The organism is Acinetobacter sp. 243_ASPC, from assembly GCF_001054715.1.
Lineage (GTDB): Bacteria > Pseudomonadota > Gammaproteobacteria > Pseudomonadales > Moraxellaceae > Acinetobacter > Acinetobacter soli.
On the sequence record NZ_JVOR01000017.1, the window covers coordinates 1 to 19,985 of the forward strand.

Annotated in this window: 27 protein-coding genes; 16 read left to right on the forward strand and 11 right to left on the reverse strand. The window is 44.0% G+C overall.

Going from position 1 to position 19,985, the window contains the following annotated elements:
• From ADA42_RS18950 to orn, 4 genes are all read right to left on the reverse strand, one after another.
• A partial coding sequence (locus ADA42_RS18950) for a hypothetical protein (RefSeq protein ID WP_414629806.1) occupies positions 1 to 129 on the reverse strand: 129 nt, incomplete at its 3' end.
• A gap of 161 nt (positions 130 to 290) precedes the next feature.
• Complete coding sequence (locus tag ADA42_RS01890) at positions 291 to 1,094, reverse strand: enoyl-ACP reductase FabI (RefSeq protein WP_048763319.1); 804 nt, start codon at positions 1,092 to 1,094, stop codon at positions 291 to 293.
• Positions 1,095 to 1,241: 147 nt separating this feature from the next.
• Positions 1,242 to 1,973, reverse strand: a complete 732-nt coding sequence (locus ADA42_RS01895; protein WP_004940611.1) for a Bax inhibitor-1/YccA family protein — start codon at positions 1,971 to 1,973, stop codon at positions 1,242 to 1,244.
• A 199-nt stretch (positions 1,974 to 2,172) separates the two neighbouring features.
• Entirely contained in the window at positions 2,173 to 2,724 is a 552-nt protein-coding gene (gene orn, locus ADA42_RS01900) for an oligoribonuclease (protein WP_048763321.1), read from the reverse strand.
• Positions 2,725 to 2,847: 123 nt separating this feature from the next.
• Here orn and rsgA point away from each other — a divergent pair, with 123 nt between their 5' ends.
• The 4 genes from rsgA (at position 2,848) to secB (ending at position 5,171) form a co-directional block, all read left to right on the forward strand.
• Positions 2,848 to 3,906, forward strand: a complete 1,059-nt coding sequence (gene rsgA / locus ADA42_RS01905; RefSeq protein ID WP_025095785.1) for a small ribosomal subunit biogenesis GTPase RsgA — start codon at positions 2,848 to 2,850, stop codon at positions 3,904 to 3,906.
• Between the two features lie 91 nt (positions 3,907 to 3,997).
• The gene (locus ADA42_RS01910) at positions 3,998 to 4,417 is read left to right on the forward strand and encodes a rhodanese-like domain-containing protein (RefSeq protein WP_004940620.1); all 420 of its coding nucleotides are present in this window, start codon (positions 3,998 to 4,000) and stop codon (positions 4,415 to 4,417) included.
• Positions 4,418 to 4,428: 11 nt separating this feature from the next.
• Entirely contained in the window at positions 4,429 to 4,686 is a 258-nt protein-coding gene (gene grxC, locus ADA42_RS01915) for a glutaredoxin 3 (RefSeq protein ID WP_004940623.1), read from the forward strand.
• A gap of 29 nt (positions 4,687 to 4,715) precedes the next feature.
• Positions 4,716 to 5,171, forward strand: a complete 456-nt coding sequence (gene secB, locus ADA42_RS01920) for a protein-export chaperone SecB (RefSeq protein WP_004940626.1) — start codon at positions 4,716 to 4,718, stop codon at positions 5,169 to 5,171.
• Positions 5,172 to 5,230: 59 nt separating this feature from the next.
• Here the strand turns inward: secB and cybC are convergent, their stop codons facing one another.
• Positions 5,231 to 5,620, reverse strand: a complete 390-nt coding sequence (gene cybC / locus ADA42_RS01925; protein WP_025095784.1) for a cytochrome b562 — start codon at positions 5,618 to 5,620, stop codon at positions 5,231 to 5,233.
• A gap of 121 nt (positions 5,621 to 5,741) precedes the next feature.
• Positions 5,742 to 6,998 carry a bifunctional phosphopantothenoylcysteine decarboxylase/phosphopantothenate--cysteine ligase CoaBC gene (gene coaBC / locus ADA42_RS01930; RefSeq protein ID WP_048763332.1) on the reverse strand — a complete coding sequence of 419 codons (1,257 nt, stop codon included), beginning with the start codon at positions 6,996 to 6,998 and terminating at the stop codon, positions 5,742 to 5,744.
• A gap of 109 nt (positions 6,999 to 7,107) precedes the next feature.
• Between coaBC and radC the strand changes: the two genes are divergently transcribed.
• Together radC and ADA42_RS01940 are read left to right on the forward strand one after the other, a co-directional pair.
• Entirely contained in the window at positions 7,108 to 7,821 is a 714-nt protein-coding gene (gene radC / locus ADA42_RS01935) for a RadC family protein (protein WP_048763324.1), read from the forward strand.
• 54 nt (positions 7,822 to 7,875) lie between these two features.
• The gene (locus tag ADA42_RS01940) at positions 7,876 to 8,787 is read left to right on the forward strand and encodes a bestrophin family protein (RefSeq protein ID WP_004940641.1); all 912 of its coding nucleotides are present in this window, start codon (positions 7,876 to 7,878) and stop codon (positions 8,785 to 8,787) included.
• Here the strand turns inward: ADA42_RS01940 and ADA42_RS01945 are convergent.
• The gene (locus tag ADA42_RS01945) at positions 8,784 to 9,632 is read right to left on the reverse strand and encodes a PHP domain-containing protein (RefSeq protein ID WP_004940646.1); all 849 of its coding nucleotides are present in this window, start codon (positions 9,630 to 9,632) and stop codon (positions 8,784 to 8,786) included. The genes ADA42_RS01940 and ADA42_RS01945 overlap by 4 nt on opposite strands.
• 46 nt (positions 9,633 to 9,678) lie before the next feature.
• Here ADA42_RS01945 and ADA42_RS01950 point away from each other — a divergent pair, with 46 nt between their 5' ends.
• From ADA42_RS01950 to mnmC, 4 genes are read left to right on the forward strand one after another with little or no spacing between them, the layout of a single operon-like run.
• Positions 9,679 to 10,293 carry a septation protein IspZ gene (locus ADA42_RS01950; protein ID WP_004940647.1) on the forward strand — a complete coding sequence of 205 codons (615 nt, stop codon included), beginning with the start codon at positions 9,679 to 9,681 and terminating at the stop codon, positions 10,291 to 10,293.
• 32 nt (positions 10,294 to 10,325) lie between these two features.
• Positions 10,326 to 10,628, forward strand: a complete 303-nt coding sequence (locus ADA42_RS01955; protein ID WP_004940649.1) for a YciI family protein — start codon at positions 10,326 to 10,328, stop codon at positions 10,626 to 10,628.
• A 4-nt stretch (positions 10,629 to 10,632) separates the two neighbouring features.
• Entirely contained in the window at positions 10,633 to 11,094 is a 462-nt protein-coding gene (locus ADA42_RS01960; RefSeq protein ID WP_025095782.1) for a hypothetical protein, read from the forward strand.
• Between the two features lie 38 nt (positions 11,095 to 11,132).
• Entirely contained in the window at positions 11,133 to 13,004 is a 1,872-nt protein-coding gene (mnmC, locus tag ADA42_RS01965; RefSeq protein ID WP_048763326.1) for an FAD-dependent 5-carboxymethylaminomethyl-2-thiouridine(34) oxidoreductase MnmC, read from the forward strand.
• A gap of 37 nt (positions 13,005 to 13,041) precedes the next feature.
• Here the strand turns inward: mnmC and ADA42_RS01970 are convergent, their stop codons facing one another.
• Positions 13,042 to 13,362 (reverse strand): rhodanese-like domain-containing protein, encoded by a 321-nt coding sequence (locus tag ADA42_RS01970; protein ID WP_004940657.1) that lies wholly within the window; start codon positions 13,360 to 13,362, stop codon positions 13,042 to 13,044.
• Between the two features lie 91 nt (positions 13,363 to 13,453).
• Here ADA42_RS01970 and ADA42_RS01975 point away from each other — a divergent pair, with 91 nt between their 5' ends.
• Both ADA42_RS01975 and ADA42_RS01980 read left to right on the forward strand, forming a co-directional pair.
• On the forward strand, positions 13,454 to 13,942 hold the full coding sequence (locus ADA42_RS01975) for a YajQ family cyclic di-GMP-binding protein (RefSeq protein ID WP_004940662.1): 489 nt from the start codon (positions 13,454 to 13,456) through the stop codon (positions 13,940 to 13,942).
• A 29-nt stretch (positions 13,943 to 13,971) separates the two neighbouring features.
• On the forward strand, positions 13,972 to 14,466 hold the full coding sequence (locus ADA42_RS01980) for a DUF4442 domain-containing protein (protein ID WP_004940665.1): 495 nt from the start codon (positions 13,972 to 13,974) through the stop codon (positions 14,464 to 14,466).
• An 82-nt stretch (positions 14,467 to 14,548) separates the two neighbouring features.
• Here ADA42_RS01980 and ADA42_RS01985 read toward each other — a convergent pair whose 3' ends face one another.
• The 3 genes from ADA42_RS01985 to ADA42_RS01995 form a co-directional block, all read right to left on the reverse strand.
• Complete coding sequence (locus ADA42_RS01985) at positions 14,549 to 14,908, reverse strand: acyl-CoA thioesterase (RefSeq protein ID WP_171063771.1); 360 nt, start codon at positions 14,906 to 14,908, stop codon at positions 14,549 to 14,551.
• Positions 14,909 to 14,975: 67 nt separating this feature from the next.
• Positions 14,976 to 15,401, reverse strand: a complete 426-nt coding sequence (gene trxC, locus ADA42_RS01990) for a thioredoxin TrxC (RefSeq protein ID WP_004940669.1) — start codon at positions 15,399 to 15,401, stop codon at positions 14,976 to 14,978.
• Position 15,402: 1 nt separating this feature from the next.
• Positions 15,403 to 16,299 carry an alpha/beta hydrolase gene (locus ADA42_RS01995; RefSeq protein ID WP_048763328.1) on the reverse strand — a complete coding sequence of 299 codons (897 nt, stop codon included), beginning with the start codon at positions 16,297 to 16,299 and terminating at the stop codon, positions 15,403 to 15,405.
• A 125-nt stretch (positions 16,300 to 16,424) separates the two neighbouring features.
• On the opposite strand from ADA42_RS01995, the gene ADA42_RS02000 reads away from it, so the two are divergent.
• The 4 genes from ADA42_RS02000 (at position 16,425) to ADA42_RS02015 (ending at position 19,917) form a co-directional block, all read left to right on the forward strand.
• Positions 16,425 to 16,760 (forward strand): beta-lactamase hydrolase domain-containing protein, encoded by a 336-nt coding sequence (locus tag ADA42_RS02000; protein ID WP_004940674.1) that lies wholly within the window; start codon positions 16,425 to 16,427, stop codon positions 16,758 to 16,760.
• Positions 16,753 to 17,172, forward strand: coding sequence for a beta-lactamase hydrolase domain-containing protein (locus ADA42_RS02005; protein WP_004940675.1), 420 nt, complete (start codon positions 16,753 to 16,755; stop codon positions 17,170 to 17,172). Before ADA42_RS02000 ends, ADA42_RS02005 begins: the two co-directional genes overlap by 8 nt.
• Before the next feature lie 213 nt (positions 17,173 to 17,385).
• Positions 17,386 to 18,765: a dihydrolipoyl dehydrogenase gene (locus ADA42_RS02010; RefSeq protein ID WP_048763330.1), complete on the forward strand. Its 1,380-nt coding sequence runs from the start codon at positions 17,386 to 17,388 to the stop codon at positions 18,763 to 18,765.
• Between the two features lie 105 nt (positions 18,766 to 18,870).
• Entirely contained in the window at positions 18,871 to 19,917 is a 1,047-nt protein-coding gene (locus ADA42_RS02015) for a 5'-methylthioadenosine/S-adenosylhomocysteine nucleosidase (RefSeq protein WP_004940679.1), read from the forward strand.
• Positions 19,918 to 19,985 lie beyond the last annotated feature (68 nt).

Consider the following 19,985-nt stretch of genomic DNA (forward strand, 5'->3'; position numbering starts at 1 on the left):
CTGCTGTCCCTGTATGCGTTGTAAATACACCTGACTGTTCAGGGCGGGATCTGAGAAGGTCACGTGCAAGGCGCGTTGCTGTGCACCTAATCCCAAGCGTTCTAATACGCCAAATAGATTAATCGACATTGTTATTATCAGTAAAACTCATACTTAAGTTGAATTTTAACCAATAGATACAGAACTGTCTATTTAGAGTTGTTAATGTTTTGCTAACGTTTTTATTTGCAACTGAATTTTAAATATAAAAAAATGGTGCCGAAGCACCATTTTAATTAGAAGATAAAAAATTATTCTTCATCCATAATCGCCTGGCTCATACCTACTGTGTTAAATCCAGCATCGACATACATGATTTCACCAGTAATACCCGATGCCCAAGGTGAGCAAAGGAATAACGCAGCATTGCCCACTTCTTCAATGGTCACATTACGCTTTAACGGCGATACTTTTTCATTGACATCCAGCATTTTACGGAACGATTTGATGCCTGAAGCAGCCAAAGTACGGATTGGGCCAGCAGAAATTGCGTTCACACGAATACCATCTGCGCCTAAGCTTGAAGCCAAGTAGCGTACGCCTGCTTCTAATGATGCTTTAGCAAGACCCATGACGTTATAATTTGGCATTACGCGCTCAGAACCTTGATAACTTAAGGTCAATAAGCAACCCTGACGTGCTTGAAGCAGTGGCTTCGCAGCTCGCGCCATCGCCACAAAGCTGTAGGCACTGATGTCATGCGCAATACGGAAACCTTCACGATCGGTCACGTCTGTAAAATCACCATCTAAAGTGTGCGCAGGGGCAAAACCAATTGAGTGAACCACACCGTCCACACCGTCCCAATGTTTTGCAAGTTCTGCAAATGCATTGTCAATTTCCGCATCAACCGCAACATCACAAGGAAAAACAAGCGTTGAATCAAACTGTGCAGCAAATTCATCGACACGCTTTTTTAGTTTTTCATTTGGATAAGTAAACGCAAGCTCTGCGCCTTCACGATGGAGTGCCTGTGCAATACCGTAGGCAATAGATAACTTACTTGCAACACCTGCAATTAAAAAACGTTTACCTGTTAATAATCCTTGTGCCATTAGGTTTCTCACTGTATTAAATTTAGAAGCATAATGCCAAGCTTCACAACTTTTCGAAATTGCATAATGCATCTTTTTTTGATTTGCATAAAAAAATCGTACCCCTCACGGCGTACGACTTTTGATTTGAACAACTTGAGTTTTGGATTAGTCGTTCGACAACAGACCAATCAGACGCAAGAACGAGATATACATCCACACCAGCGTCGAGAGTAAGGCAATTCCGCACAACCATTCAAATGATTGCGGTGCGCGTTGTGCTGCAGCAGATTCGATCAGGTCAAAATCCAAAATCAGATTCAATGAGGCAATGACAGCCACAAATGCCGCAAAGCCAATGCCCAACCAATTGCTTTCAAAAATATAAGGTACACTAGATGCAAAAGCCAAACTCATGACCATTTGCACGACAAACACAATGGCAATCGCAATGGTTGCAGAAAGCACCACTGATTTAAATTTCTCGGTTGCACGGATAATCTGGAAGCGATACAAGCCGAACATCACCAAGGTGGTGACAAATGTAGCAAGTAGCGCTTGTAACGGCGCACCCGGAAATTTGGCCTGAAAAATAAAGGAAATACCACCTAAAAATGCACCTTCAAACAGTGCATAAGGAACCGCCAGCTTTGGTGCTGTATGCGCTTTAAACGTTGCAATCAGGCCTAAAATCAGGCCACCAATTGCACCCACCAGCATTGCAGCGTAAGCCATTCCTGCATTGGCGGTAAAAGCGCAATAAAAGAACAACGCTAAACCAGTAATGGCAGCCACCAAGGTCAGACCCACCGATTTTTGTACTGCGCCCGCTACAGTCATCGGCTGCTGAAAATCACTATATGTTTCAACGCGGGTTAATATAGGATTATTACTTTGCATCTTGATCTCTTTGTTATAATTCACTGGGAATACAACTCTATAGTAAAACAAAACCCTGTAAAACCAATTGGTTCCATCCTACTTTTTGTAACAATATGAATATATTCGTAAGACTTTGACCCCACCCGCGACAATAAAAAACCGCAGCCCAAAATTACGCTACGGTGATACGTATTGCGGAGTTATTGCAACATGCAACTTAGTTTTTAATGAAAAAATACTCACGGTAGTAGCGCAGTTCTGCAATCGAATCACGGATATCATCCATCGCCAAGTGCGATGCATTTTTCTTTAATCCGCTCATAATTTCTGGACGCCAGCGCTTAGAGAGTTCCTTAATCGTCGACACATCCAGGTTACGATAATGAAAGTATTGTTCGAGTTCCGGCATCAGTCGATGCATAAAGCGACGATCTTGGCAGATCGAGTTGCCACACATCGGTGAAATTTTCGGATTCACCCATTTCTTTAAAAACTCAAGGGTTTGCTGCTCGGCATCACGTGCGGTCAATTTGCTGCGGCGCACACGTTCAATCAGTCCAGACTGACCGTGCTGACGAGTATTCCATTCGTCCATCGCATTTAATATACGATCGGGTTGATGAATTGCCAAAACCGGACCTTCTGCAAGAATATTCAAATTGTCATCGGTAATAATGGTGGCAATTTCAATAATCTGATCGTTATCTGTGTCCAAACCTGTCATTTCAAGGTCAATCCAGATTAACCGCGTATCCAGTGTGCTGCTCATATCTACCAAATCTAAATGCGAGAAAACACGAATAGTAGCAAATTAATCGTCGCTACGCTGTAACTCGATGGTCAGTTCATGCTATTTTTGCGACCTCGGTAAATGGGTTTTTTTAGGATATGAATGGCTCTAATTCGTAAACGTCGCTTGACTGAACAGCAGCAACGCCGGATCAAGAAACAACAGCAAACACGCCAAGATGATGTAGACACGTCCAGTGATTTAGAAGGATTGGTGGTACAGCATTATGGTCGTCAACTCGAAGTTCAGGCCTTGTCGACACCCGATCCACATCCTGAGCGACCTGAAGTTGCAGATGGCGAACCTGAGCCTTTTTGGAAGCCTATTGAACTGGGCAGCGTTTGGCGATGCCATACCCGTACCAATTTAGAAATGCTGGTGACTGGGGATCGGGTAAAATGGCAAGCCGACCCGAACACGGGACTTGGGATTATTACCGCGATTCAACCACGACGTTCTTTACTGACTCGTCCAGATCGCTATCACAAGGTGAAACCTGTTGCAGCCAACATCAGTTTAATTGTGATTGTCTTTGCAGTATTGCCTGAACCAGCACCGACACTGATTGATCGCTATTTGGTGGCCTGTGCCGATGCCGATATTCCAGCTTTACTGGTGCTTAACAAGTCGGATTTGTTAACCGAACAAGATCCTATTCTGAGTATGCTCGAAGAATATCAAGCACTGGGCTATGAAACATTGGTATGTCATGCCAAAGGCGACCTGCACAGCTTGCAACAGCGTCTAGACAACGAAACAGTTGCCTTTGTAGGGCAATCTGGTGTAGGTAAAAGTTCACTGATCAATGCCATCATTCCAGATGCAGAGCAAAAAACCAATATCATTTCTGAAAACTCGGCACTGGGTCAGCACACCACCACCTCAACCCGACTGATTCGGTTTGGTGAAAATGGCGCATTGATTGACTCACCGGGAATTCGCGAATTTGGACTCTGGCATCTGGATGCCGAAAAAATACGCCATGGTTTTCCAGAAATCGATCAGCGTTTGGGACAATGCCAATTTCGAAATTGTACCCATACGCATGAAAAGCATTGTGGCTTGAAAGTGGCCATCGAAAACGGTGAAATTCTGCCGCGCCGACTGGATAGCTATTTGCGATTGTTGGATGAAATTCAGGAAGCGCAACAAAAAAGTTAATTTTTCTAAATATTGCTCTTGAACTGGTGATTTTGATCACCATGTATATGAGCTATACTCTTCGTCAATTTTGAGTTTAATTAGGTGGCTTGTGGAACGTTGGTTGGAGTTTATGGGGAATCACCCCTTTTTATTTGGAACACTTGCAGTTCTGGCTGTGTTGTTTTTTATTTTTGAAGGACAACGTAACGGACGCAAAATCTCCCCACAATCGCTTGGTATTTTGATCAAAGCCAAAAATGCGCAATTGATCGACCTACGTGATGCCAAAGACTTTCGTGAAGGTCATATCAGCGGAAGCCGTAACATTCCGTACAGCCAAATTGCCAGCCATGTAGACGAGCTTAAAGCAAGTGATCGTCCACTGGTGTTCATTTGTAACCTTGGTCAAGTTGCCGGTAGTGCGTTGCAAAAAATCGGACACGCCGACAGTTACCGTCTCGACGGCGGTATTAGCAACTGGAAAGGTCAAGGTTTGCCACTGGTTAAAGCAAAGACGACTAAAGCTTAAGGAGCAATTTCATGACTGCAAATGTTACGATTTATTCAACTACAGTATGTCCGTACTGCATTCGTGCAAAACAACTGCTTGAGCGCAAAGGCATTGAGTACAAAGAAATTAATTTGTCAAATGAAGCACCAGATGTGCGCATCGAACTGATGCAGCGTACCAATCATCGTACCGTGCCTCAAATTTTTATCAAAGACCAGTTTATTGGCGGTTTTGATCAACTTTATGCCTTAGAGCGTGAAGGCAAACTCGACGAGCTACTGGCTTAATTTCGCTTTAAATTGTTAAGGAAAAAAGAATGAGTGAAGAACAACAAACTCAACCGCAACTTGCTTTAGAACGTCTTTATACCAAAGACATTTCGTTTGAAGTCCCAGGACCGCAAGTCTTTACAAAACAATGGCAACCAGAGTTGAACATCAATTTGTCGTCTGCGGCAGAAAAAATTGATCCAACACATTTTGAAGTGTCATTAAAAGCGGTTGTTCAAGCAAATAACGAAGGCGAGACGGCATTTATTGTTGACGTGACTCAATCTGGTATTTTCTTAATTGACAATATCGAAGAAGACCGTCTTCCGTACATTTTAGGCGCGTACTGCCCAAACATTTTGTTCCCGTTCTTACGTGAAGCAGTCAACGATATGGTCACCAAAGGTAGTTTCCCACAATTGCTTTTGACACCAATCAACTTTGATGCAGAATTTGAAGCCAATCTTCAACGTGCTCAAACGCAAGTTGAAGGCCAAGCTTAAGTTGCATTGAGCATAAAAAAGCGACCTGTATGGTCGCTTTTTTACATGTAAAATTGCAATTATTTGAATTTTTTGTGATTGCTGTTACGAATATCGATTAATTTCTTTCCTTCAATTTTGGCCTGATCCAGCTTACCCGCCTTCACTAAAAGATTGGTTTTATCAATTTCGGCAACCAGTTGATCCAAGCCCGCGTGATACCCCATCACCTCTGGACTATTGTCTGGTTTATTGGCCAGCTTTGGTGGCTTAGATTTTTTCGAATCTAACGCAGCCATTTTCATTTTACTTAATGCCATTTCTGCGTCTTTGGCATTACTTGCTTTTGAAAAGTCAGAATACGACGTTGCAATGCTGATCATGTTGTTTTGAAGGCTGGCTGCCATAGTCAGGTGGCTCACGCTCAAACAGCTTGCAAGTAACAGACTTCCTATTAGTTTCTTGTTCATACACTCAGTCCATTTTACAGAGATTATCTCCCCCTTAAAAATATACAGTTTAGAGAAAAACATAAAGCGCCTTTTGTAGGAGCTTTATGTTTAAAAACTTAAAACTTGATCAGCCGCAAAACTAAACTTTACGGCGCAGTGCATCAGAAATGGCTTCAACCAGTTGCTGCGCAATTTCCTGCTTAGACGCTTTTTCTAGCTCTCGCTTTTTCAGGTGATAACGCTCGGCAAAAAACACCATCATGGCATTTTCATCCGATGCAAATCCGATATCTTTGCGTGACACATCGTTGCAGGCAATCATGTCCAGATTTTTAGCCACCAACTTACCAGCCGCATAAGCTTCCACGTTTTGTGTTTCTGCCGCAAAGCCCACCATAAATGGCCGCTCTGCTTGTTGTGCAACGGTGGCCACAATATCCGGGTTCTTGATGAGTCGCACCTCAAGTTCATCGCCCGATTTTTTAATCTTTTGCTCAGCCACTTGTGCAACGCGATAATCGGCGACAGCCGCAGTGGCAATAAAAATATCACAACCTTGTTTGAGCGTATTCAAGCTTTCATCGAGCATTTGCACCGCAGATGCTACATTGATGCGCTGTACACCATTTGGTGTATCCAGACTCACCGGCCCGGCAATCAAGGTTACTTTAGCACCCGCAGCATAGCAGGCTGCTGCCAATGCAAAGCCCATCTTTCCAGTACTATGATTTGAAATATAGCGCACGGGATCAATCGCTTCACGGGTTGGACCAGCAGTAATCACGACATGCTGTCCGGCCAGCAAACCAAATTTTTCTGCAATCGCACGTTGAGCTTTATGGAAGTACTCTCGCACCTGATAAGCAAGTTGCTCCGGCTCAGGCATACGCCCCAAGCCTACGTCGCCACAGGCTTGCGCGCCTGCATCTGGCATAATAACGTGTACACCGTCTTCGACCAGCGTTTGTAAATTACGCTGGGTGGCTTTGGCCGCCCACATTTGCTGGTTCATTGCTGGTGCAACCCATACCGGTGCTTTAGTGGCTAAATACAGCGTGCTGAGTAAATCATCGGCCAAGCCCTGTGCAAATTTGGCAATCGTGTCGCAACTGGCGGGGGCAACCAGCACCAGATCTGCCCAGCGTGCAAGTTCGATGTGTCCCATACCCGCTTCAGCTTCGGTGTCGAGCAATTCTGTATGGACAGGATAGCCAGACAAAGCCTGAAAGGTTAAGGGTGTGATAAAGGCTTGTGCGCCATGTGTCATGACCACACGGACATTAAATCCATAGTCTTTTAATCGGCGTACTAAAATGGCACTTTTGTAGGCCGCAATACCGCCTGTTACAGCTAAAATAATGTTTTTATTTGGAATGACACTTAAATCAAAGCTCACGAACAGCATACCTTTCTGTTGCAGTGGCGCTCACAATAGCATTAAATAGACCTAGACCCAAGTCATTGTAATTTCGAAATCAGAACTATAACGTACATCTTCAATCAGAATGCAACAGTCTATTAAATTTTGGCCCAAGCACGAACAACCCCGAGAACGGTTACTGCACACTGGGCCTGCAAGCTTATCAGATGCCGAACTATTGGCCATCTTCTTACGTACAGGCTCCAAGCAGCACTCGGCGGTTGAGCTGGCGCGCAACATGATTCAACATTTTGGCGGCCTGAATCCAGTCTTTGACGCCTCCTTAGAAGAACTTTCCGGCTTTCATGGAGTGGGTGCAACCAAATATGCGCACTTAATGGCGGTAAAAGAACTCGGACGGCGCTATCTCGAACATTATTTTCATCAAGATGCCTTAAGTTTATCTTCCTCCGAACAGGTGCTGGATTATTTACGTTATGAACTGTTGGGAGAAAAACAGGAAATTTTTGCCGTGCTGTGTCTCGACAACGAATTAAGAAAGCTGCATTTTAAAAAACTATTTTTTGGCTCTTTAAATAGCTGCGAGATCTCGATTAATCAAACGTTACGTTATGCGATACAACAACACGCATCACATCTTGTGATTGCGCACAATCATCCCTTCGGGCACGCACTACCCTCCGAGGCCGACACGACGCTTACTCAACGCTTGCTTCAGGCCTGTGAACTGGTCGACATCCAGTTAATCGATCATTTTATTATTGCGAAAAACGGCTGCTTTTCATTTGCAGAACATGACTTACTTCATGTACAAAAAAATCAATCGCCCAGATATTGACAAAGCCGCACCGACTGGTGAAGATCATGCTCAAAAAAGCTGTGAACGTCTCGCATGATTGTCCGTGATCAAACCAATATTTTTCGCCTACTCTTTTCTTGGCGAGGAACCATTTTACCCAAAATTCTTCCACCGCTTGGGATTTTGATGCTGATCTCGGCTGTGATTGGCGGCATTCAATATACCCAGATTTTTAATTTTCCCCAGTTACCGTTGGTCGGCTTTACCCTTATTGGTGTGGTCCTGTCGATTTTCTTGGGATTTAAAAACAGTGCATGTTATGACCGTTGGTGGGAGGCACGTAAATTATGGGGATCACTGATTGCAAATGCGCGTCACTTTGATCGTGACTGTAGAATTTTACCGCAAGGACGGCGTGAACGGATCATTCAGCATGTAATTGTATTTGCCAACGTTTTACGTGATCGTCTACGTCACCAAACGGCCAATCCGACTGAGCTGACCGAAACCAGTGGCTTGAGCCAGCAAGCACTCACCCAGTTGTATCAACAGGTGAATGCACCGCAATACACCTTAAGCCTTATTCACTGGGAGTTAATGCAAGCACTGAAAGAAGGCGAAATTAGCGATATTATTTATACCCAAATGAATCGGTATGTGGCCGAATTCAGTCTGGTACAAACCGGATGTGACCGTATTGCCAACACGCCTATTCCTTTTGCCTACTCTGTTTTGCTTAACCGAACCGTATACTTTTTCTGTTGTATGTTGCCCTTTAGTTTAGGCTCGACCCTTGGTTTGGCTACCCCGATCTTGGTGGGCATTCTGACCTATACTTTTTTGGGCCTTGATGCTTTAAGCACTGAAATTGAAGAGCCATTTGGCACGCAAAGTAACGACTTACCTCTAGATTCGATGGTGCGCATGATCGAAATTGAACTTCTGAGTACTTTGGGTAAACCGACGCCTCCACCGATTCAAGCGCAAGATAACAACTTGCTTTAGAAGCTTTCCCAAATGCCGGTCTGCCGAGGATTAGGCTGTGGCGTATTGCCCAGTTTAATCCATGGCATATTGTCGCCATGAAAATCACTGCCAATCGATACTTTTAAATCAAATTGTGCAATCAAACGATCGACCATTTGGCGCGTAGAGAGTGGGTCAATACTGGGTGGTAGCTCAACTGCATCGCCACCCAACGAGGCAAAATACTCAATTAAGTAGCGAATATTGGTAGACGACAGATCGTAGCGAGTCGGATGTGCCAACACAGCATAACCTTTGCTTTCATGAATAATACGAATCGTCTCGGGCAGCGCTAAACCGTCAAATTTGACATAGGCCCGTTTGCCTTCTTTTAAAAAGCGGTCAAATGCCTGCTGCGGGCGACTCACAATTCCTTTTTCAATCAGGATTTTGGCAATATGGGTTCGGGTAATACGGTCAGGAACATGCTCTACCTTGGCCAGTACATCCGGGTAAATATCAAATCCGATACAGCCTTCTAACAACTGACAAATCTGCTTGGCACGCGTCGCCCGAATATTTTTTTGTATCACTAATGCATCTTGTAGAGGCTTTGGATTTTGCATATTCAGCGCCACAATATGTACGCCATAAGCTTTTTTGGTGTTGGGACGAGACCACTGACTGGAAATCTCCACACCAGAAATAATATGAATATCATGATCTTGGGCGATTTTTCGCGCAGTTTCCAGCCCATCCATCGTGTCATGATCGGTCAGTGCTAAGGTATGAATACCGCACGCGACAGCAGATTCGACCAAAGCCTGAGGCGATAAGGTCCCATCAGAAATATTGCTGTGCGTATGTAAATCTATGCCGTGCATCTTCTATACTATGCCATTCGTTATGATCTGGTTTAGATACTCTAACATGAAAGCACTTTTAGACTTTGTGCCCCTCATTATTTTCTTTTATTTATATAAGACTGTCGATCCGGCCGATACCCAGCATCCGTTATTGAAACTGATTGGTTCGGCTGGTGGTGTAGACAATAACAATATTTTGGTTGCGACCACGGGTCTCATTATCTCGATGTTGATTGTATACGGCGGGCTGTTCATTTCACAAAAATTTCGTCTTGAAAAACAACAGTGGATTGTGTTGTTTATGACCGTAATTTTTGGTGGCATTACCTTGATGCTCAGCGATGACTTCTATATTCGTCTCAAAGCCGTCATTCTTAATCTGGTGTTTGCAGGTGCCTTTTTACTGTCGCCATTTTTTAGTAAAGATAAAACACCGCTGATCCAACGTTTGTTTGGCCCTATTTTTGAATTATCAGCCAAAGGCTGGAAAAATCTAAACTTTGCATGGGCTGCCATGTTTGTGGTGATGTCATTACTGCATTTCTTCTTTGCATTTGTATTTATGCATGGAAAATATTGGGGTGAATTTACCGCATTTGGTGACATGATCGTGATGTTTTCATTTATCATTATCCAGTTTGTTGTATTACGTAAATTTTTCAAGACACCAGATGCCTAAGCTTCTGAAAATTCTTACAAAAGGATATCCTTATGCCTTTATTTGTGGTGACCTGTACAGATAACGAAGGGACGCTAGAAAAACGTTTAGCGACGCGTCCACAGCATCTCGAACGTTTACAAAAACTCGATGACGAAGGCAGACTGATTGTCGCTGGTGCCATGCCTAAAGAAGCAGGCAATCCGCAGGCTGGCTTTTACGGCAGCACCATTATTGTTGATTTTGACAGTCGTGAAGCGTTGGATGCTTGGTTAAAAGAAGAACCATTCTGGATTGAAGGCGTGTATGGGCACATCGATGTCAAACCCTTTAATAAAGCCTTTCCAAAAGAGTAATTCCATGTCTCACACGCTGAAAACGCTGATCGGCTTATCTTTGCTGTGCTCAAGTGTTTGGGCTGTTGAACCAACGCCTGCACCCGCTCAACCTAGCACATCTGCTGCTACAACTGCGACGGCTCCAGCAACTGCTAGTGTGGCAAATGCAGCCAATACTGCATTAAAACCGCTTACCGCCGAGCAAATTGCCAAACTCAAAGCTGAGCAAGATGCCAAAATTAAAGCGCTGGTTAAAGATCAGGCTGGTCGTTTAAAACAGCTTGAGCAAGCCAATCTGGATGCTCTGACTCAAAACCAAGAATTGCAGCTTAAAAACGACAATCTTATGGTGCAGGTTCAGGTATTGCAAAGTGAGCGCAGTGCCCAAATGTTTTTGTATGGCGCCGCTACGATTGCGGTCGGGGTAATTCTAGGCTTTCTGATTGCAGGTTATGTCTACACCAAGCGTCGCCGTCAATGGTAAACTCAACCCTCTATTCACCCGAATAAAAGGATCTGTGCGTGTCAGCGAGCATCCAAACCGCAACGTTAGATTGGCATTGTGTAGACGGAATTGATGTTCCGGTCTCAAAGCAGTTTGGAGATGTGTATTTCTCCAAAGACAATGGATTGCTCGAAACACGCCATGTTTTTTTAAATGGTAATGATCTGCCTACACGTTTGGCAGCCTTAGCACCATTTGAGTACTTTTGTGTAGGCGAAACAGGATTTGGAACAGGCCTGAATATCTTAGCGCTCTGGCAACTCTGGCAACAGGTACGTCCCGATAACCAGAGTCACTTACATGCCATCAGCGTGGAGAAATTTCCGCTCAGTAAAACCGATCTGTGCCGCGCACTTCGTGCATGGCCCGAGCTTAAACCGCTTGCAGATGCACTGATTGAGCAATACCCCCTCCCGATTGCCGGGTGTCATCGCTTAAATTTTCCAAACGAGCGCTTTAGTCTTGATCTTTGGCTCGGTGATGCTCACGATGTATTTCCATGCATCGTCAAAACGCAGGCGGTTCATGCGTGGTTCCTCGATGGTTTTGCGCCTTCCTGCAATCCTGAACTTTGGGAAACTCAGGTTTTAAGCCAAATGATTCGGCTTTCTCAACCCGGCACCACTTTTGCGTCATTTAGTGTGGCTGGTGTGCTCAAACGTGGCCTCAGAGAGCACGGTATTCAAATCAGCCGACCACGAGGTTTTGGGCATAAACGGGAAATGCTAAAAGGCATTTGGCCCGATGCTGAAGAACACTTAAAGGAATCCACCTCTTCAGGCCAGCAACACTTTGCCGTTATTGGGGCCGGAATTGCAGGTTTAAATTGTGCATGGGCTTTGGCGCAGCGCGGTCATCAGGTGACGATCTTTGAGCAGGCACATCCTTTATCAGGCGCATCTGGTAATCCATTGGCGTTACTCAATCCTAAGCTGTGCCCGATTACACAAAGTCCAGATCATTTGATGCTGGTGTGCTGGCAATATGCGATGCGCTTTTATCAGCATTTTGGTGCGTTTCGTGCCCTTGAGGTCAATCAGATTGCACTCAAAGAGCCTGAGCAATTGCTGGCGCTGGCAGCACAATATCCCGAGCAGCTTTTACAGCCTCAGCCTGCTCAATCCTCACCGATTCAAACGCCTTTTGATGCCCTCACTTTAACGCAAGCCGGTGCAATTCGGCCGCATCAGTTTTGTGAGGAAGTTTTAGCACATCCCAATATTCATTTGCAGATAGCCCAGATTGATCAAATTCAGGAAGATACAGATCATGTACGTATCATGGCGCAGCAACAGGAGCTATTCCGTGCCTCGGCCGTGATTGTATGTGCGGCACGGCACAGTGCCGTATTGTTTGAGCATTATCCACAGCTTAAGCCAATTCGCGGACAAATCAGCTGGGTGGATACCGCAGCGCATCCATTGCCTTTTGAGCAGGCATATAGTTATGGCGGCTACTGCATGCAACTGGATGAGACACATTTGATTCTGGGCGCATCATTTTTGCCACAGCGTGAAGATGATGAGGTCAACGAAGAAGACCATGTGCATAACTTTCATTTAATCCACAGCGTCTTCCCAGAATATGCACAAGGATTGCCGCCAGTGAGTACATGGTCAGGTCGTGCCGGAGTGCGGGCACAATCTCCAGATTATTTTCCTTTGGCTGGTGCACCAACTGCACAATCCAGGTTATATACGCTTGCAGGACTGGGTTCAAAAGGGTTTATGTTTTCCCCACTCTGTAGCGAAATACTTGCCGCACAGATTCTAAAAGAAAGTTGCCCTGTGCCAGAGAGTTTGTTCAAACGCTTGAATCCACAGCGCTTTAAAAAGAAAGTTGCAATCAAGCAAAGAACTGAACACCCTAAACCTGAAACACACTCATAAAATTTCAGTTAAAAAAAAGCGCCCGAAGGCGCTTTTTTTAGGCTGTGTGCCCTTGATCCAAAGGCATTCCGGCAGCCTTGGCTGCGCGAGTACCACCCATTAAGATCACGTATTCACGCGAGTTATCAAGCTCTTCAAGCTTTTCAGCAGCGCGCGGGGCTTTACTACCACCACCACATAAAATATAAATCGGCTGATCCGTTGGCACCTGAGTTAAACTTTCTGCACCTAAATCACCGATCGGTCGATTTTTAGCACCTTTAACATGCCCTTCAGCATAAGAACTCGCATCACGGACATCCCAGATAATGGCATCTTCTGGGAACTCAAATGTCGTAATTTCTTGTTTACGGATCATTGCGCACTCCTTTGATGTAAACAACACTTGGCAAATGAAGAAAACATCCCTAGCATCTCAAATATTCTTTCACTTTGTAAAGGTCTAAACCATGCCTTCTTTTGATATTGTCTCTGAATTGGAACTTTTTGAAGTTAATCACGCGGTTCAAAACACGCAAAAAGAGATCCAGACGCGTTTTGACTTCCGTGGTCAAGACGTTACCATCGAACTGAACGAAAAATCGAAAGAAATTAAAATTTCGACAGAAAGCGATTTTCAGTGTGAGCAAGTATACACCATGCTTGAAAATCATTTTTACAAGCGCAAAATTGATGTCCAAGCGCTTGATCCACAAAAAGCCAGCGCATCAGGTAAACATGTGGTTCAAGTCATTAAACTGAAAGACGGACTTGACTCGGATACCGCAAAAAAAATCAATAAAGCCATTAAAGAAAGTGGCATCAAAGCGCAATCTTCAATTCAGGGTGACAAAATTCGAGTCAGCGATAAAAAACGCGACACATTGCAACAAGTGATGGCCTTTTTGCGCGAACAACAATTTGGTCTACCGTTACAGTTTAATAATTTCAAAGACTAATTTTTCTGCGGTGTAGATGGGGACGTGTTATGGCTCAGACCAATCGTTTAGCAAAGCTGGTAAAGGCGACTTCTAAATTTCCTAAAGGGCTTCGAAGCACGCTTTGGAGTAAAGCCTTTGGTCGGATTGTGCCGATGGTGGGCACAGCCAATATTCGTTATTTAGAGGTTGATCAGCATCATGTCAAGGTTCGTCTGGAGAACCAGCGCAATATGCAAAATCACATTAAGGGCTTACATGCGGCCGCGATGGCTTTACTGGCAGAAACGGCAACAGGGTTTCTGACCGGTTTACATGTTCCCGATGACCGGATTTTGCTGATCAAGTCTTTGCATGTCGATTATCTCAAAGTTGTTCAAGGTGGGTTAACTGCAACCGCTCAATTAAGCCTTGAACAACAGCGTTTTATCGCTGAGCATGATAAAGCTGAGCTTTCCATTCCGGTCACGGTGGTTGATGACGCTGGTGTGGAAGCCATTCAGTGTGAAATGATTTGGGCATGGTTGCCTAAACGCAAACCCTAAATACGCTCAACCGCATAAAAAAAGGTACAGCATCGGCTGTACCTTTTTAATTTCAATATATGCTCTTGAATTGATTTGAGTTCTATTGGGCTAAAAATGCCTGTTTGACCTCATCTGAAATTTGACGTTTATTGCCGTTTACATCGACAGCCACAAACGTAAATACACCCTCAGTGACACGTTTTGCAGAACGTGAGCTGTCATGGCTGTCCCATACTTCAATTTGCATCTGAATCGAGGTATTGCCCACTTTTAAAATTCGGGTGTAGCAACTGATCACATCCCCTACTTTGACTGGAACCAAAAAGGTCATCTGATTAATCGAAATGGTTGCACAGCGCCCTTTACTAAAGCGCTCCGCATGAATGGCACCAGCCAAGTCCATCTGCGATACAATCCAGCCACCAAACACATCTCCACTCCAGTTGGTATCCGCAGGCATGGCAATGGTTTGTAAAGACAATGTCCCTTCAGGTTTTATAGGGGTATCCAACACATTAACTCCGAAATTAAGACTGTAGGTGCTGATCTAACCATTGTTGCATTTCGGTCGATCGCAGCGCGCCACTTATTCTAGCAATTTCGGTGGTTTTATTCATCAGCACCAAGGTCGGAATACTACGAACATGAAATGCCTGACTGAGTCGAGGCGAAGTTTCGGTATTGATCTTGGCAAAGATTACTTGAGGATTTTGAGCCGCAACCTGTGCAAAATGAGGCGCCATCATCTTGCACGGACCACACCACTCAGCCCACAGGTCAATCAGAATGGGTAAATCACTATGTGTCACAAATTGACTAAAATTCTGCTCATTTAATTCGATCGGCTCACGCGGTAAAAGCTTGGCATGGCACTGACCACATTGCGGATCTGCACTCAGTTTTTCTTCGGGAACGCGATTTTTTGCACCACATGACGGGCATACAACAATCATGTTAGCTCACTCCAATATGTCGATGTAAAAATTCTAATTGGGTTGCGATGGCTTTTTCAAACCAAATACCATGATAAACATCAAAATGTTGCATATTCCACTCATGATAATCGACAAATGGTGCAATATTGGTTGCAGCTTCGCGACTCGAGTCAATCGGAATCAAGGAATCTTGCTTAGCCGCAATAAACAAAACCGGCACACTGATATTGCGCACGCTCTGAATAGGTCGAAAGCGCAGCAGCTGAAAAAAGGCACGTGCAGGAATCTGTCCGCTCCAGTAAAAATCAGGGTTGACAATCGACAGATATCCCAAGCGGCTGTCAGATGTAGGCAAAAAACAGAGTTGCTGTTCGGCGATAACGGGAAGTGTTTTGGGAGCCAATCCGACTTTGGCTCCCATATAATCTTGACTGGAAAGTTTCAGCGCCCGAGGCAACTGCTGTAAAGGATACAACTTGGCACTTTCTGCACTGTCAATAAAGGGCACCTGCGCAATTACGGCATGCACATGCTTCAGCTCTGCTGCCAGGCTTAAAACATATCCACCACTTAAGTCAGTTCCCCAAAGTACGATGCGCCGCTCATCAATCAGTTTGCTGGCAAGCATATATTGAATCACGGTTTTCCAGTCATCAATTTGCTGCTTTAAATGTACCAGCTCCCTAGGCTTACCCGTACTGCCACCCCAATAGCGATAATCAAATAGCACCACCGCGTAACCGGCTTGTGCAATCTTCTGTGCATATGCAGCTAATTTAAAATGACGCAATCCTGCAAAGCCATGCGCCATAATGACTACGGCAGGTTTTTTTTGATGTTTGGGTCGGTAAAAGTCAGCAGCAATCAGGTCTTGACCATGTTGTACATACAGTGGTTCAACTGTATAAGCGTGCATACGTGCTCCATTGCCTTCACGATAAGCTCGATTGAGTTTGAAAAAAACGTATGACGCTTTAACTCAATATCTTGCATAATGCTATGATACAGCATATACGTTTTTTTAAGATTTGGAGTGACAAAATGACAGAGAATGTCGGTTTCGCCGGTCAAATTGGACCAGAACATCTTGCACAAGTGGTAGAAAAAGGCTTTAAATCGATTATCAATAATCGTCCAGATCTTGAGGGTGGTCCAGAACAGCCAACCAGTTCACAGATTGAAGAAGCTGCTCGTAACGTTGGTCTCGACTACGTTTATCAGCCTGTGGTAGCTGGTCAGATTAGCGAACTCGATGTACGTACTTTTGCAAATCATTATAACGAGTTACCAAAACCAATTTTAATGTTTTGTCGTACCGGTAACCGCTCCAACAACCTCTATCAACTCGCCAAACAGATGGATCTGCTGGATGACTAATCTTGTTCGAATTTGCATTCTTACATTTTTATTTTTAAGTCCGGTCACACTCTTTGCACAATCTGCAGTCACACAGGTGAGTTCAGCCGTGACAATTTCTGATGAAATTTCGTTGCAGGACTTAAACCAGCTAATCGACCGCAGTCGCTTTCGCTCTGTGATTTTGCAGCGTCCAGATCATGATCGTGGCAATGGTCTTACGGTATATCAACTCAGAGACGTCGCTGAAAAAGCCCGTGTCAGTTTGATCTATCAACCCATTGAAAATGGCAGCAATACTCAAACAGATATTTACGCTTTTGCTCGCTACTATAACAGCTTGCCAAAGCCGATTTTACTGATTTGTAAATCTGGTAAACGCGCGCTCGATTTGTATACTCAAGCCAAGCAACAAGGTTTACTGAATGACTAAAGTATTCATCATGATGATCTGTGTATGTTCGCTACTGACTGCATGTAGCAGTATGAATGTCCGTCCAACCGTCGGCGTGAGTATGGGCGTTCCGCTCTGAAGTTTTGTGCGTCCAAAGCACTCTCACCTTACACGCGCTAACCAAACAGCCTGCATTCGCAGGCTGTTTTTATGTTAAACATAGAGATAGAACAACAAAATGGTTTTTGCATAATGTACGACATTATTATTATTGGTGCAGGCACAGCGGGTATTAGCGCTTATAAACAAGCAGTGAAACACACACAAAATCTACTGATTATTAATGACGGACCTTGGGACACCACCTGTGCCCGTGTGGGCTGTATGCCCAGCAAAGTGCTGATTGCCTCCGCCAATCGCTGTCATGATATTCAACAGCTCGATCAAGTCGGCCTGAAAGGTCGCGTTCAACTCGATTGTACAGAAGTCATGCAGCACGTACGTACACTTCGAGATTCATTTACTGCTTCTACATTAAAAGAAGTGAACGCTTGGCCTGAACAACACAAATGTTCTGGTAAAGCCGAATTCATAGATGCCTCCACTGTGTGTGTGAATGGGCAAGACTATCAAGCGAAAGCATTTATTTTGGCTGTCGGCTCCACGCCCAATGTGCCTAGTTTATGGAAAGCACAATTGCAACATCGTCTTATTACCTCAGATGATATTTTTGAACTTCCCACGCTTCCACGTTCTGTAGCAGTCATTGGCAGTGGTGCAATCGCGATCGAGATGGCACAGGCATTATCTCGTTTGGGGGTCAAAATCACTATTTTTGCCCGTAGTCAACGCGTTGGTATCCTTTCTAGCCCTTCACTACAGCAACTTGCTCAGACCATTCTGGCAAAAGAGCTTGATATCAAATTTGAAGTGCTTCCCGATCAGCTTTTACTTGAACATGATCAGGTTAAAATCAGTTATCGCCAAGAAGGACAACAAGTCACCGAGCATTATGATTATGTATTGAATGCAACCGGACGGGATTCATTACTCAATACATTAAAATTAGAAAAAATCTCGCCAGAGTATGGCGATATCAAAAAATTGCCTATAGATTCAAAGACAAAACAATTGGGCGATTTTCCAATTTTTATTGCAGGTGATGCCTTTACCAGCACACCAGTTCAGCATGAAGCAGCCTTTGAAGGCAAAATGTTGGTTCAGAATTGTTTGAATTATCCCGATGTTCAAAATGTAAAATTATTAACGCCCTTAAGCATGGTGTTTTGTTCACCAGAAATGGCGATTGCCGGATGTTCTCACAAACAACTGACTCAAGCAAAGCAAGCTTTTGTTACGGGTGAAGCCTCATACAGCAATCAAGGACGCGCAAAAGTACTGGGTAAAAATCAGGGCGCAGTTGAAGTTTATGTTGATCCTGAGTCTAGAGTACTGCTAGGTGCGGAATTATGTGTCGAGCAAGCAGAACATATGGCACATATGCTGGCTTGGTCAATTGCGCAAGATGCAACCATAGATGATGTTTTACAATTTCCGTTTTATCATCCAACGCTTGAAGAAGGATTACGTACTGCCCTAAAAGCAGCACGACGTCAACTTGACCAAACTTAATACGCTAAAATCGCAGCAAATTTTATGACATATTTTGGAACAGTTATTGCTTAATTATTTATAATCTCAGTATTAAGTTTAACTTCAAGAAAGAGTTTATTTACGATGCAGTTTTCAAAATTAGCGGTAATTTTTGGTGCGATTGGCCTAACAGTAGGTCTCGTTGGATGTACCACAACAACTCCATCGATGAAGGTCCAATCCATGACAACAACGCTTCAACATCTCACAGACAGCACACCGCGCCTTGCTATTATTGCAGCGTTTGGTCAAGAAGCTGATCTACTGATTGAATCAACTAAAGACAAAAAAGAATATCTCATTAATGGTAGAAAGTTTGTCACCGGTACACTAGAGAATGCACCTGTTGTGATTACCTTAAGTGGTATCAGCATGACCAATGCCGCTATGACCACTCAAATGATCAGCGATCATTTTAATTTAAAAGGGATTGTGTTTAGCGGTATCGCAGGCAGTCTAAATCCAAACCTTCACGTTGGTGATGTAGTCATTGCCAAAAGCTGGTTAGCACCAAATGAAGTGTATTATAACAATACGAAAGAGTTACCCTCGGCATGTGGTCAACCCGGTGATATTTCATGTTTAGGGATTAAACTGGCCGACAATGTTCCGGCTTGGAATAATCAGTTTTTACGTGAAACCAACGTGATGAATGCCAATAACTACAAAAATGTTGCGCTTACAAGTCGATTTGGTGACACCGATGTGCCAATGGCATATGGCGAAATGCGTGTCGATTTCCCTGTAGATCATAAAATGCTTGCAATCGTCGATCGCGTGCAAAAAGGCACTGAAAAACAGTTAGAAGCCATTTGTTCAGGCGTAGACTGTTATCATCCAAAGATTGTGGTTGGACAGCGTGGCATCTCTGGTGGTGCATTCTTAGCCAATGCAGCATATCGTGATTATCTACATAAAAACTTGCTTGGCGATTGTGTAGATATGGAAACAGCAGCTGTGGCACAAGTGGCTTATTCAAATAATATTCCATTTATTGCATTTCGTAGCTTGTCTGACCTCGCAGGTGCAGACCATGATCCAAACGTTGCAGCTTTCTTTGGTTCAGGCATCGCACAGCGAAACGCAGCGAAATTAACGATGTCTTTCATTCAACAGTGGAATGCTCAGTAATTTAAGTATTAAAAAAAGGGCAGATGCCCTTTTTTTATGTCTTATTGAATGCGGGATTGATTGATGTC